This is a genomic window from Hyphomicrobium sp. DY-1 (assembly GCF_047497105.1).
Classification (GTDB): domain Bacteria; phylum Pseudomonadota; class Alphaproteobacteria; order Rhizobiales; family Hyphomicrobiaceae; genus Hyphomicrobium_B.
In genome coordinates this window covers 4,276,219-4,289,790 of the sequence record NZ_CP134870.1, presented here as the reverse complement: position 1 = coordinate 4,289,790, position 13,572 = coordinate 4,276,219, and the positions used below count along the sequence as shown (strand labels likewise).

At 60.4% G+C, this 13,572-nt stretch carries 11 protein-coding genes; 9 read left to right on the top strand and 2 right to left on the bottom strand.

The genetic code is table 11. The features are described from left to right. The first annotated feature begins 76 nt into the window (after positions 1–76). From hfq to RLW41_RS20835, 3 genes are all read left to right on the top strand, one after another. The gene (hfq, locus tag RLW41_RS20845; RefSeq protein WP_013947693.1) at positions 77–325 is read left to right on the top strand and encodes an RNA chaperone Hfq; all 249 of its coding nucleotides are present in this window, start codon (positions 77–79) and stop codon (positions 323–325) included. Between the two features lie 110 nt (positions 326–435). After that, positions 436–1,734, top strand: coding sequence for a GTPase HflX (gene hflX / locus RLW41_RS20840; RefSeq protein ID WP_414464625.1), 1,299 nt, complete (start codon positions 436–438; stop codon positions 1,732–1,734). An 11-nt stretch (positions 1,735–1,745) separates the two neighbouring features. Then, positions 1,746–2,972 (top strand): FAD-dependent oxidoreductase, encoded by a 1,227-nt coding sequence (locus RLW41_RS20835; protein WP_414462734.1) that lies wholly within the window; start codon positions 1,746–1,748, stop codon positions 2,970–2,972. On the opposite strand, the gene mazG is transcribed toward RLW41_RS20835, so the two are convergent. Next, positions 2,969–3,928 (bottom strand): nucleoside triphosphate pyrophosphohydrolase, encoded by a 960-nt coding sequence (mazG, locus tag RLW41_RS20830; RefSeq protein WP_414462733.1) that lies wholly within the window; start codon positions 3,926–3,928, stop codon positions 2,969–2,971. The two genes, RLW41_RS20835 and mazG, sit on opposite strands and share 4 nt — an antisense overlap. A gap of 158 nt (positions 3,929–4,086) precedes the next feature. On the opposite strand from mazG, the gene RLW41_RS20825 reads away from it, so the two are divergent. Both RLW41_RS20825 and RLW41_RS20820 read left to right on the top strand, forming a co-directional pair. After that, positions 4,087–4,815 (top strand): hypothetical protein, encoded by a 729-nt coding sequence (locus RLW41_RS20825; protein ID WP_013947689.1) that lies wholly within the window; start codon positions 4,087–4,089, stop codon positions 4,813–4,815. A gap of 15 nt (positions 4,816–4,830) precedes the next feature. Then, complete coding sequence (locus RLW41_RS20820; RefSeq protein ID WP_414462732.1) at positions 4,831–5,184, top strand: hypothetical protein; 354 nt, start codon at positions 4,831–4,833, stop codon at positions 5,182–5,184. Positions 5,185–5,339: 155 nt separating this feature from the next. Here the strand turns inward: RLW41_RS20820 and RLW41_RS20815 are convergent, their stop codons facing one another. Further along, the gene (locus RLW41_RS20815; RefSeq protein ID WP_414462731.1) at positions 5,340–6,869 is read right to left on the bottom strand and encodes a leucyl aminopeptidase; all 1,530 of its coding nucleotides are present in this window, start codon (positions 6,867–6,869) and stop codon (positions 5,340–5,342) included. Between the two features lie 380 nt (positions 6,870–7,249). Here RLW41_RS20815 and lptF point away from each other — a divergent pair, with 380 nt between their 5' ends. From lptF to RLW41_RS20795, 4 genes are all read left to right on the top strand, one after another. Beyond that, positions 7,250–8,440: an LPS export ABC transporter permease LptF gene (lptF, locus tag RLW41_RS20810; RefSeq protein WP_414462730.1), complete on the top strand. Its 1,191-nt coding sequence runs from the start codon at positions 7,250–7,252 to the stop codon at positions 8,438–8,440. Next, positions 8,437–9,531: an LPS export ABC transporter permease LptG gene (gene lptG, locus RLW41_RS20805; protein ID WP_013947684.1), complete on the top strand. Its 1,095-nt coding sequence runs from the start codon at positions 8,437–8,439 to the stop codon at positions 9,529–9,531. The genes lptF and lptG overlap by 4 nt, the downstream gene beginning before the upstream one ends. Before the next feature lie 3 nt (positions 9,532–9,534). Continuing rightward, a complete protein-coding gene (locus tag RLW41_RS20800) occupies positions 9,535–12,072 on the top strand; it encodes an LPS-assembly protein LptD (protein ID WP_409563261.1) in 2,538 nt (845 codons plus the stop codon). A gap of 169 nt (positions 12,073–12,241) precedes the next feature. Continuing rightward, a complete protein-coding gene (locus tag RLW41_RS20795; RefSeq protein ID WP_414462729.1) occupies positions 12,242–13,564 on the top strand; it encodes a peptidylprolyl isomerase in 1,323 nt (440 codons plus the stop codon). The last annotated feature ends 8 nt before the right edge of the window (positions 13,565–13,572 follow it).

The following is a 13,572-nucleotide window of genomic DNA, read 5'->3' as shown; positions in this document are numbered from 1 at the left end:
CTTTCCAAACGTGACAGCGCCCCACGTTTCAGACAAGACGCCTATCAAGACGTCGAGATAAAAACGGACAACAACAATGGCGGCCGAAAAACCTCAGAACCTGCAGGACACATTTTTAAATTATGTCCGCAAGAATAAAACGCCCCTGACGATCTTCCTCATCAATGGCGTGAAACTCCAAGGCATCGTGAGCTGGTTCGACAATTTCTGCGTCCTGCTCCGCCGCGACGGCCATTCCCAGCTTGTCTACAAGCACGCGATCTCGACGATCATGCCGGGCGGTCCGGTCAATCTCAACGATCAGGATGAGAGCGGAGCCGGTTGATCGCGCGCCCTGAAAACGGCGAAGACGAACGGCGCGAGGGCGAGGGAAAGCGCAAACGTCGAAAAGCCTCCGAAGAAACGCGGGCACCGAGAACGCGAACACTTGTCCTTGTGCCCGCGCTGAAGCGTCCGTTGAAGGCGCGCGGGGTCGCGAATGCCGATGCGCCGATCCACAGTCCTGAAAATCGACTGGCGGAAGCTGTCGGTCTCGCGAAGGCGATCGACCTCGACATCATCGACTCGGCCGTCGTGCCGATCGCCGAGCCGCGTCCGTCCACGCTTCTAGGCTCGGGCAAAGTCGAGGAAATAAAGGACCGCGTTGCCGAGCTTGAAATCGGCCTCGTCGTCGTCGACTACAACATCACGCCGGTGCAGCAGCGCAATCTCGAGAAGGCGTGGAACGCCAAAGTTCTCGACCGCACCGGACTCATTCTCGAAATCTTCGGCGAGCGGGCGCGAACGCGCGAAGGCGTGCTGCAGGTTGAGCTTGCACATCTGACGTATCAGAAGGGCCGACTGGTTCGCGCCTGGACGCACTTGGAGCGTCAGCGCGGCGGCGGCGGCTTTCTCGGCGGCCCCGGTGAAGCTCAGATCGAACTCGACCGCCGCATGCTTCAGGATCGCATCGATGCGATCAAGAAGGACCTCGCCGATGTCGTCAAAACCCGCGACCTGCATCGCAAGGGACGACGCAAGGTGCCGTATCCAATCGTCGCCATCGTCGGCTACACGAACGCGGGCAAGTCGACGCTCTTCAACAAGATCACTGGCGCCGGCGTTGTTGCGATGGATCAGGTATTCGCGACGCTCGATCCGACCATGCGCGAAGTGAAGCTGCCGAGCGCGCGCCGCATCATCCTATCGGATACCGTCGGCTTCATCTCCGATTTGCCGACCATGCTCGTCGCCGCGTTTCGCGCCACGCTAGAAGAGGTTGTCGAAGCCGATCTCATTCTCCACGTTCGCGACATTGCGCATGAGGAAACGGAAGCGCAGGCGCAGGATGTCGAAAAGGTGCTGTCTGAGCTTGGCATCGACACGCTGCCGATCGAAAGCAACATCCTCGAAGTCTGGAACAAAATCGATCTGCTTTCGAGCGATCGCCGCTCCGAGCTACAACACGAAGTCCAACGCAATGCCCGCCCGCCGGTCCTCGTCTCGGCCGAGACAGGGGAGGGGATGGCGCCGCTGCTCGAAACCATCGACACGCACCTTGGCGCTTCCGATGAGATCATCGACGTCATCGTTCCCGGAAGCGCCGGGGCGTTGCTCAATTGGCTGCATGAGACGACAGACGTGCTTGCTCGCGAAGCCCGCAAAGATGGCAGTCTTGAACTTCGACTCCGAATTCCGAGCGAAAAGAAAAATCGCGTGATCGGGCAGCTTCGCAAGAACGGAATATCCGTATAAGCTCGATCCTCATGGATCAGCGCGTGACCTGTTGCGTGACGGGCGGCGGCCCGGCGGGCATGATGCTCGGGGTACTCCTGGCGCGTGCCGGAGTGAAGGTCTGCGTTCTCGAAAAGCACGCCGATTTCTTCCGCGATTTCCGTGGCGATACGATCCATCCCTCGACGTTGCGCATGATGGAAGAGCTGGGCTGGCTCGACGAATTCCTCAAGCTCCCGCATCAGGAAGTGCAGCGCCTTTCCATGCAGTTCGGCGATACGTGCGTCGAGATGGCGGACTTCAGCCACCTGCCGATCACGACGAAATTCATAGCGTTGATGCCGCAATGGGATTTTCTGAACTTTCTCGCCGAAAAGGGCCGGACTTATCCGGGCTTCGATCTGAAGATGAGCACGGAGGCGACTGGCCTCATCTACGACGGCGACCGCGTTACGGGCGTCACGGCGAATTCGCCCTCCGGTCCGCTCACGATCAAAGCCGATCTCGTCATCGCCGCTGACGGCCGTAACAGCACGCTGCGTGCAGCCGCTGGGTTTGTGCCGGAAAACTTTGGCGCGCCGATGGATGTGATGTGGTTTCGCCTGCCGCGGCTTCCGATCGACGCGGGGGATGTGGCAGGGCGCTTCGAGGGGGGCCACATCTTCATCATGATCCCGCGCGGCGACTATTGGCAGTGTGCGTATATCATTCCGAAAGGCGGCGACGCGGCGACACGAACCGCCGGTCTTGAAGCGTTTCGCAAATCGGTCGGCGCACTTCTTCCATTCGACCCGGCGCGTGCGAACGACATTCCCGATTGGGATCACGTCAAGCTGCTGACGGTTGCCGTCGATCGCCTGAAGACTTGGTCGAAACCAGGCTTCCTCTGCATCGGCGACGCGGCGCACGCCATGAGCCCGATTGGCGGCGTCGGCGTCAATCTGGCGGTACAGGATGCGGTCGCCGCCGCCAACAGGCTCTGGCAGCCGCTGAAAGAGGGCGATCTGCAGATGAGCGATTTGAGAGTGATCCAATCGCGCCGGACATTTCCGACGGTCGCAACTCAACGCCTGCAGCTTGCCATTCAGAACAGCGTGATTTCGAAAGCCCTCAAAGCAACAGGGCCGCTCAAGCCGCCGGGGTTTGTCCGGCTCGTGGAGACGTTTCCGTTTCTGTCACGCTTTACTGCTCGTGTCTTGGGTCTGGGTTTCCGCCCTGAACACATCGCGCAACACATCCGCGCGTCGAACGGACGTTAGCTTTTCTCCAGCGCCTTCGCTTCGTCCCAGAGCGCGTCCATCTCCTCGAGTGTCGATTGCGACGGTGTCTTGCCGCGTTCCGCCAGCACCTTTTCGATGTGGGCGAAACGGCGAATGAATTTCCGGTTCGCCCCGCGCAACGCATCCTCCGGATTGATATCGAGATGCCGCGCGATGTTCGCCATCACGAATAGGATGTCGCCAAACTCTTCTTTGATCGCGGAGTCTTTGTTGGCGCCCGGCGACTCTCCTCCGGAGAGCCGGCCGCCGGACGCTGCGCCTTCCGGCCGGCTCGCGGAACGCGAGTCGGAAGGCGCCGACAAAAACCCCCCGCGAGGATCGTGGGGAAGGGCGACCTCTTCAAATTCCTGAATCTCTTCCTTCAGCTTGTCGAACACCGGCAGCAGGTTCGGCCAGTCGAAGCCGACCTTCGCGGCTTTGTGCTGCAACTTGGTTGCGCGCGTCAAAGCAGGGAGGGTAGGGGGGACGTCGGCCAGCGTAACGGGTCCGTCCGCAGAGGTTGTATTGCCGCCAGAGAGACGCGCCCGTTCCGCAGCTTTCTCGGCGCGTTCCTCCGCCTTGAGCTGATCCCAAGTCGCCTTGATGGCAGACGGATCGCGCGCTGTGCCGTCGCCGAAAACGTGCGGATGCCGGCGGATCATCTTCTTCGTCACGGCCTCAACGACATCGCCGAAAGCAAACGCGCCTTGCTCTTCCGCAAGCCGGGAATGATAGACAATCTGAAGCAGGAGATCGCCAAGCTCATCCTTGAGGTCGGCAAGGTCACGTCGCTCGATGGCGTCTGCAACTTCGTAAGCTTCCTCGATCGTGTATGGTGCAATCGTCTCGAACGTCTGTTCGAGATCCCAGGGGCAGCCTGTGACGGGCGTCCGCAGCGCCGCCATGATCTCGATAAGCCGCGCAATATCGCGCGAAGGTTTCATGGTGTTCGCCATGTCCGTCCTCTATGTGGTCGGGCCGGACACTAATCGACCACACGCCATCGGGCTACCGACGCCGTCTGCGACCAGAAGACGAGGGGCACAGACTTTGCCGCCGGAGCTTGCTGAGGCCACGGCGTCTGCTAGTCTTTGTACGGGGATGAGGGACGGCCATGCACATTCTCTTCAATGGCCTGACGATGGTGCTGGAGCTGGCGGCGATCTGCGCCGTCGCTTGGGCAGGTTTCACCGCGCCCTTGATCTTTGCGGCCGGAACGGCGCTGATTGCCTTGGCCGTCGGTGCCGCGCTCGAAATCGCGCGCCTCAAGTATGAGTTCCCGTTTTACTTCGACCGCACGCCGGGCCGCTCGATCATCTTCATCGTCGCGGTCGGCGTCATCGAGTCCGTCACCAAGGCGATCCTGGCGGGCGTCGTCGGCCTGCTGACGTTTCTCGGCACCGATCAGGAGCGCCTGAAACTCGTCGCAATCATCTTCGCCGTTTCACTCTTTCTCGGCGTCCAGGTCGTCCGCTTCCTGATGGACCGCCTGAAGGCCCGGCCGCTGCGTTGGGGCTACTTCCGTCTCGCCGCGCCGCTCGGGCTGGTCTTCTCCGCGGGGCTGACGTTCATTCCCGCGCCGGGCATCACCGAACTCGCAACGCGCGCCACGTTCGATCTGCCAGCGAAGCCGACCATGGAGCAGGCGAGCGAGTTCCTGTTCCTCTTGAAACAGAGCTTCGACGATATCGTCGTCAGAATGCTGTCCTGGGTGTTCGATCCGTCTCTGGCACAAGCCATCGGCGCCGTCGTATCGGTCAACATGCTGTCGGGCTTCGTGCTGGCGCTTTATGCGGTCTTGATCGCCGAAGGCATTCGAACGCTCGAACGAAGGGAACCTTAGCCGCGAGAGACAACGATGCCGATTCGGATCGCGCATACCACGCTGATGCTGCCGGAGGCGATTGTCATCGAGAGCTTGCTCGATGCCCACGGCATTCGCTTCGTCCTTGCAGGGAAGGACATCGTTTGCCAAGCACCGCAGTTCGCGATCCTCTACGGCGGCGTATCTTTCCTCGTCAACGAGGATGACCTTGCCGATGCCCAGCGCCTCATTGCGAGCGGCGAAACTGTGCCGGGTTACACCTCGATTGAGAGCACCGCTTTTGAAAGGCGTCCGCTGCGCAACGCAATCCTGGCGTTCGTCATGCTCATCATCGGAGCGCCATTTCCGTTCTGGTATCGGAAGTCGACAATTCTCAGCGCCGATTGAAATCGAGCCGCGGCCAGCAATCGACCATTCCAGCATTCCGCATCAATTTCGCATAATATGTATTATGGAAACAAAGCACAGGAGAGGTATGTGTTTCAAAATGATACAAAGTGTCGAGCCAACTCAGATGAACCGAATTGGCTCGGCCGCTGAAATTACTTCTCGCCCTTTTCGTGATGCTCCGCGACGAACGCGTTGAGCAGCCGCACGCCCCAGCCGGCGCCCCAACTCTGGTTGATGTCGTTACGGCTGCCGTCCATCGCCGTGCCGGCAAGGTCGATGTGGCTCCAGGGCGTATCCTTCTGGATGAAGCGCTGCAGGAAGGCCGCGGCCGTTGCTGCACCAGCCCAGCGGCCGCCCGCATTCTTCATATCGGCGTTTTTCGAATCCATCGCCTTGTCGAAGGCTTTATCGAGCGGCATCCGCCACAGCTTCTCGCCGGTCGCGCGTGACGCCGCCAGGAGTTCATCGGCGAGCTTGTCCTCATTGGAGAACAGACCCGCATACTCCTTGCCGAGCGCAACCATGATCGCGCCCGTCAGCGTCGCGAGGTCGATGACGAGCTTCGGCTTGAATTGCTCCTGCGCGTACCAGAGCACATCGGCGAGCACGAGGCGGCCTTCGGCGTCCGTGTTGATGACTTCGATCGTCTGGCCCGACATCGAGGTGACGATATCGCCCGGACGGGTCGCGTTGCCGGACGGCATGTTCTCCACGCAGCCGACGAGACCGACGGCATTGACGTTGGCCTTGCGTTCGGCAAGCGCGTGCATCGTCCCGATCACGGCTGCTGCGCCACCCATGTCGCCCTTCATGTCTTCCATGCCGGCTGCAGGCTTGATCGAGATGCCTCCTGTGTCGAACACAACGCCCTTGCCCACGAAGCAGATCGGCTTCTGCTTCTTCGATCCCTTGGCGCCGTTCCACACCATGACGGCAAGCCGCGACGGCCGCACGCTACCTTGGCCGACCGACAGCAGCGAGCCCATGCCGAGCTTCTCCATGTCTTTCACATCGAGAATTTCGACGTCAACACCGAGCTTTTCGAGCGCTTTCGTTTTCTCTGCGAGTTCGACCGGACCAAGGATGTTGGCCGGCTCGTTGACGAGATCGCGCGCCAGGTTGACGCCGTTGGCGACGGCCTTGAGCGGTTGGAAGGCAGCTTTCGCCTTGTCCGGATGCGGCACCTGGATGACGAGCTTCTTCAGCCCATCCTTGTCCGCATTCTCATCGCCGGACTTCTTCGTCATGTACTTTTTGAAGTTGTAGTGGCGCAGCATGGCGCCCTGGGCAATGAGCGCCGCGATCTCATCCGCCGACAGCGTCTCGGTCCCTTCGACGTCGACGATCACACATGCCGTGTTGCCCTTGCGCGCCTGGATCGCCGCCAGCACCGCGCCGCCAAGATCGATGGCCTGCTGCTCGGTCAGTGCACCCGCCTTGCCGACGCCGCTTAGAATAAGCCGGTCAATTCCGAGCTTTGCGGGCGCCAGAATTTCGATTGACGACTTGTATTTGCCTTTGAAGTCGGCGGCTGCAGCGGCCTTGCTGATCGCGCTTGCGGACTTCGTATCAAACTCGCGCGCCCGCGTGCCGAGCACCAGTCCATCGCCCGCGAATACGACGGTCACCGTCTCCGGTTCGGCACTGAGAGGCGCAAAGGCAATTTCGAAGCGATCGGACATTTTCAAGACGACTCCAAGTTAAGATGAGATCCCGATCCGGGATGAGAAAAGCAGGGGCTGGACGCGGACGCCGATCCACGGGACGACTCGCGGGCCTGGTCAAGGCGGGCGGGACGGGGCAGCATGGCCGCGCACAACTTAGTCGTTCGCAAAGGCGTGGCAAGCAAGCCGTTGTGCAGGCAATTCCGGCTAAGGCCCTCAAACGGCCTAACTATCTGCGATGCAAGTAGGTTTTTTGTAATATATCGCACGGCGGGACAACTCTGAACAGCCGAAATTCTGCCACTGTGGTATGGGAGCCGGAAGGGATCACTGCGGAAGCCGGCGGTGACAGCGGGGGGGAGCTTCTGTCGGGTGACGGAAGCGGGGACGGCTAAGGCATGCGAATTTTCTCAAGATATGTGTTCCGGCAGGCGGCGAGTTCGTTCCTGCTGATACTCATATCTTTGACCGGTATCGTTTGGATCGCGCTGGCTCTGCGCCAGTTCAACGTCGTGACCAGCCAGGGTCAGGACACCTGGATGCTCGTCCGCGTCACGTCTCTCGCGGTACCGAACCTCATGGCGATCATCGCGCCGTTCTCGCTGCTGATCGGCGCCCTTCAGACCCTCAACCGGCTGAACACCGACAGCGAGCTGATCGTCCTTTCTGCTGCCGGTTCGACGGTATGGACGGTGGCCCGCCCCCTCCTCCTCCTGGCATTCCTCGTCAGCATTTTCTTGGCCCTGGTCAGCCACTTCGCGCAGCCGTGGAGCATGCGCTTGCTGCGCGAGTACATGGTCCAGGTGCGCAGCGATCTACTGACACAAGTCATTCAGCCCGGCCGCTTTTCAAGCCCCGAGCAAGATTTGATGTTTCATATCCGCGACCGGTCCGCAGACGGCGAGCTTTTGGGTCTGGTCATGAACGACACGCGCAACAAGGCGCAATCGCAGACCTACCTCGCCGAGCACGGCACTATCGTGAAGCAGGACGGCACCGCCTACCTCGTCATGACGACCGGCCACATCATTCGCCGCTCCGATGCCGAAGGCCCGCCGCAGATCATCGCCTTTGACAAATACATCGTCGATCTCGATCAGTTCGAGCCCCAGAGTGATGGCTCGGGCGAGCTGAAGCCGCGTGAGCGCTATTGGAATGAACTGGTGCATCCCGACCCGGACAGCAAGCTCTATAAAAACCAAGCCGGACAGTTCCGCGCCGAGATCAACGAGCGTCTCGTCAGTCCGCTTTACCCGATCGCATTCGCGTTCCTTATCATTGCTTTTGTCGGCCAGGCGCGCTCAACCCGTTCGAGCCGAATGCAAAGCCTCGTTCTCACCTTCTTGCTCGGCGCGGCATGCCGGATGGCAGGCTTGGCGTTGAACAGCGCCGTCGCGCGCAATCCGACGATGCTGTTTTTCCTCTACGGGACGCCGATTTCAGCAATCATCCTGTCTCTGCTCATCATCAAGCGCGCCGATCGGCAACGCCGTACATCCCGCATCGTTGGACTGTTCCTTGATACCGGCGCGGCCATCTGGGCCAACATCATTCGCCTTGTCATGCCGCGCCGGAAATTCGCGTCATGAGGAACTCGTTCATACTCTGGCGTTACATTGCCAAGATGTTTTTGGTCGCGATCACCTCGACGCTCGCGGTCTGTGCAATGCTCATCTTCATGATCGACTTTGTCGAGTTGCTCCGCCAATCGAGCAAGTTCGGCAACGTCCCGGCACACACGCTCGTCCTGATCGCCATGCTGCGTCTCGGAGCCTATGTCGAGTTCCTGCTCGGGTTCGCCGTGCTCGTCGGCGCGCTGGCCGCCCTCCTCCACCTCAATCGCAAAAGCGAACTCGCCGTCATGCGCGCGGGCGGCATGTCCGTCTGGCAATTTCTGGTGCCCGGACTGATCGTCGGCCTCGTCGTCGGCGTGCTGGGCGTTACGGTCTACAACCCGCTGGCCGCCAAAGGCCGCGCCAAGTCCGAAAAGGTGTTTGCCAAAGCGTTCGGCAACGACAACAACCTATTACGTGCCCAAGGCGGTGGCTCGTGGATCCGACAGGATGGCGTCGATGGGGAATCGGTTCTCGGCGCCGCGGCGGCGTCGAACCGAGGCCTGACGCTGACGGGCGTGATGATCCTCGCTTATGATCGTCAGGGGCACTTCTCAGAGCGTGTCGACGCCAGCGAAGCCGAGCTCAAAGACGGCTACTGGGACCTCAAGGATGCATGGGTTTCACGCCTCGGCCAGCAGCCCGAAAAATTCAAATCGTACCTTGTATCCACTTACCTGACGCCGGACCGTGTACAAGAGGCCCTCGGCACCGTTTTTTCGGTCTCGTTCTGGGACCTGCCAGAACTCATAGAAGCTGCTGATAAAGCTGGACTTTCGACGGAGCGACTGCGCGTTCAGTATCAGTCGCTACTGGTTCGTCCGCTCCTGTGCATGGCGATGGTCCTTTTGGCGGCCACTGTGTCATTGCGGTCATTCCGCTCTGGTGGCATCCAGACTATGGTTACGACAGGGATGATCGGTGGGGTTAGTTTCTTCTTGTTCTCGGAAATTGCGAGACAAATTGGGATCGCGGGGCTTGCGCCGGCGTGGGTTGCTGCGTGGGTGCCTGTGATCCTTATTCTGATCATCTCGACTACGGTGCTGTTGCACCAGGAGGATGGCTGAGTGATGCGTGAAGCGCGGACACCGCATGAGGGTTGCGGGTCGTCACGCGAGGGTTCTCGCCACCGGAAGGTGGGCGGGATCGCTCGTGCGCTTCTGTGCGTCCTGACGCTCGTCAGCGCAGCCACCGAATTCGCCCCACGTGCGGGCGCTCAAACCTACGACGCCCAGGTCACCGATCCCGGCGGCACACTGGGTGGCAGCAAAAAGAAATCATCCGCCAATTCATCGTTCGGCGCGGCCAACTCGCCGAGTGCGATTTTCGGCAAGATCAATACCAATCTCGACCGCGCTCAGCCGATGCGTCTCCAGGGCGATCAGCTGATCTACGACAAGTCCGGCGACCGCGTCATTTCACGCGGCAACGTCGAGATTTTCTACAACAACTACATCCTGACCGCCGACGAAGTCGTTTACGATCAAAGCGCCGGCACGCTGACGGCCATCGGCAACGTTACGCTGAAAGAGCCTCAGGGCAACATCGTCCACGCTGACCGCTACACCCTGACCGACGACTTCCGTGACGGCTTCGTGTCTGCGCTTTCGATCACGTCGAAGGACAAATCGCACATCTCCGCTGACCGCGCGACCCGGCGCGAAGGCAACATCACGGAGTTCCACAACGGCCGCTTCACGCCGTGCCAAAGCGACGGTGGCACGCCGCCGCTCTGGTGTATCAGCGCGACGCGCATCATCCACGATCAGTCGGCCGCAACGCTCACCTACCAGGACGCCTACTTCGAGATCTACGGCCAGCCGATCTTTTACCTGCCCTACTTCCAGAGCCCTGATCCGACCGTGAAGCGGAAATCGGGTTTCCTGACGCCTGACTACGGCCACTCCTCGACGCTCGGCTACATCACCGGCATCCCTTATTTCTTCAACCTCGCGCCGAACTACGACGCGACGCTTGAGCCCATCTATTTCAGCGATCAGGGCTTGATGATGAAGGCCGAGTGGCGGCAACGGCTGGCCAACGGCCAGTTCAATGTTCGTCTCGCGGGCATCGACCAAAATTATCGCGATCTCCCAGGCGCGCCGGCCGACAACAAAGATCTCGATGGCCTGCGCGGCAGCGTCGAGACGCATGGTCAGTTCTCGTTGTCGAGCTGGTGGAAGTTCGGCTGGGACGCGATCGTGGAAAGCGACGACCAGTTCCGCCGCTTCTATAAGCTTGACAGCATCCTCGTCACTGACCGCGTCAACCAGATCTATTTGACCGGCCAGTCCGACCGCAATTACTTCAGCGCCAAGCTTTATCAGTTCGGCGGCCTGCTCACGAATGACACGCAGCAGACCGAGAGCTACACGCACCCGATCATCGACTACAATTATGTCTTCAAGGACCCCGTGGTCGGCGGTGAGCTCAGGTGGAACACCAATATCCTGAGCTTCACGCGCGCGGATGGCGCCCTCGTCGATCCAATGACCGGCCGCCAGACAGATGAGAACGTCAACCGCATCGTCAGCGAACTCAAATGGCGACGCCGCCTGACGGACGCCATCGGCATCAGCTACACGCCATTCGCGGATATCCGCGGCGACGTCTATCAGTATGACAACGCGACGAACCCTCAAAGCGTTGTGCTGAACCAAGCCGGTACCGCAGTCGAGTCGTCCCAGGTCTTCTCCGACACCGTCACGCGCGGTATCGTCGACGGCGGCATGACCGTGTCTTATCCCTGGGCCGCGACGAACGCCGCCGGCACGCACATCATCGAGCCGATCGGCCAGATCGTGGCGCACCAGGAGAGCATTCCGCAGCGCCGTCTACCCGACGAAGACGCGCAGAGCCTCGTGTTTGACGACACCAACCTGTTCTCGACCTCGAAATTCTCGGGCTATGACCGCATCGAGACGGGCACGCGCGTCAATGCCGGTCTGCAGTACACGTTCCAGTCCAATGACGGCGGCTATGCCCGCTTCCTCGCCGGTCAGAGCTATCATCTGTCGGGCGACAACATTTATCTCAACCCCGGCCGCAACGCCGACGGCAACTACGTCTTCAATCCCTATAATGGCCTCGAGACCGATCGCTCGGACTACGTGATCGGTGCTTACATCGCGCCGCTGAGCAACTTCCGCATCATCTCACAGAGCCGGTTCGACCAATCGACGTTCGCTTTGAAGCGGATGGACTCGTCCATGATCACGAGCTGGGGTCCGTTATCGGTTCAGGCTGGCTACTCCTACGATGCCGACGCGCTGTTCACCGATCCCGAGAACCCCTACACCATCGCCACGCTCTCGCGTGAAGAAGAAGTCTTGGCGGCAGCCACCCTGCAGCTCACCAACCGCTGGAGCATCGGCGGATCGTCTCGCTACAACCTCCAGGAAGGCAACTTCCGCTATGACAGTGTCAATTTGAAGTATGTCGACGACTGCTTCGCCCTGACCGCGTCCTACATCCAGTCGAACTACTCGGATGAATCGATCGAGCCTGATCAGACGATCATGCTGCGCTTCGAGTTCAAGCACCTCGGTGACTTCGCGACCTCGACGGGAACCGACTTCAATCTGGGTGGCGACCAGCGCACCAACTGATCCCTGTTCGTGCTGGTCCTGAACCTTGAGTTCGAAAACAGCGCGAAAACCGGATTTTGGCCACTCTTGATGTGGATAAGGCCGGTTGAACAGGTGGGGCCGGGCTATGCTCCACGTGGCCGAATCGAACGCTACAGGGTGTCGTTAACGCATGCCGCTGAGACGGAGCATGACTGCAGGATTGTCCGGAACCCTCGGATCCGGAAACATCAGGCGCTGTGCGCTGGCCGCTGCCGCCTGCATCGCCTTTTCGATCTCGGCCGCGGCTCAGAACGGAACGGTCGCCGTCACCGGCGACGGCACCCCTGCGGCAGCGCAGAAGCCGTCGATCGGCGATACCTTGCCCGACACCGGCAAGGGCCAGAAACGGCATGGCAAGAAATCCATCGATCCCGGCAGCGCTGCTACGGCGAGCCGCGACATGTCCGGCCCGCCCACGGCTGAGCAGCGCTCGATCGTCGCCCTCGTCAACGACGAGCCGATCACCGGTTATGAAGTCGACCAGCGCGCCATGATGCTCAGCGGCACGAATATTCAGACCCAGGCGAAAGCCAACTTCCAAGCCATCATCAAGGACCCGAGAACGTCGGAGCATCTGAAGGAAATCCTGCAGCAGACGGCGCGCGACAACCAAGGCAAATCGCGTGAGCAGATCATCGCCATCTTCGAGCAACGCAAGAAGGAATACGGCATGAGCCTGCAGCGCCGGGCCTTCGAAAGCGCCCGCGCATCAGCCCTGCCGGCGATGAAAAAGCAAGCTCTGGAAGAATTGATCGACGACCGCCTCAAGACGCAGGAAGCAAAACGCCAAAGTGTGACGATCGAGGACTCTCAGATCGACATGATCGTCAAGAGCATCGCCGAACGCAACAAGATGACGATCGAGCAGTTCCAGAAGCAGATCGGCGGCAGCCTCGAACCCATCAAGACCCGCATCCGTGCGACGCTATCTTGGAACGAGGTCGTGAAGAAAAAATTCGCGCCTTTGATCAACGTGTCGAACCGGGACGTCGATAAGCTCGTCGCCTCGGCCACATCCGCCAACGACGATATCGAGTTGCAGCTTCAGCGCATCCGCATCGCCATGCCGGCTAAGATCGAGGAGCACGGCATCGCGGCGCGCATCCAGGACGCCGACAAGATCCGGCAGAAATTCACCGGCTGCCAGTCGACGGCGCAGGCGGCAATGGGAGTCACCGGCGCCCGCTTCGAAAACCTAGGCAAGCAGCGGCCCGCGACCATCCCTGAGCCGACCCGCACCCTGCTCCTTAACGCTGCCAACGGCGAAATGCTGCCGCCCGCCGTGAACAACGGCGCCATCGAGCTATGGGTCGTCTGCGGCCGCGATGCCGTCAAGGCGTCTGAGGTCCAGCGCAACCAGGCCGAAGGCGAGCTGAAGCAGAAAGAGTTCGAGCTGATGGCCAAGCGCTATCTCAAGGATTTGCGTGAGGACGCCCACATCGAGTACCGTATCGACGTCGGCTCCAAGTAGAGGGCCAG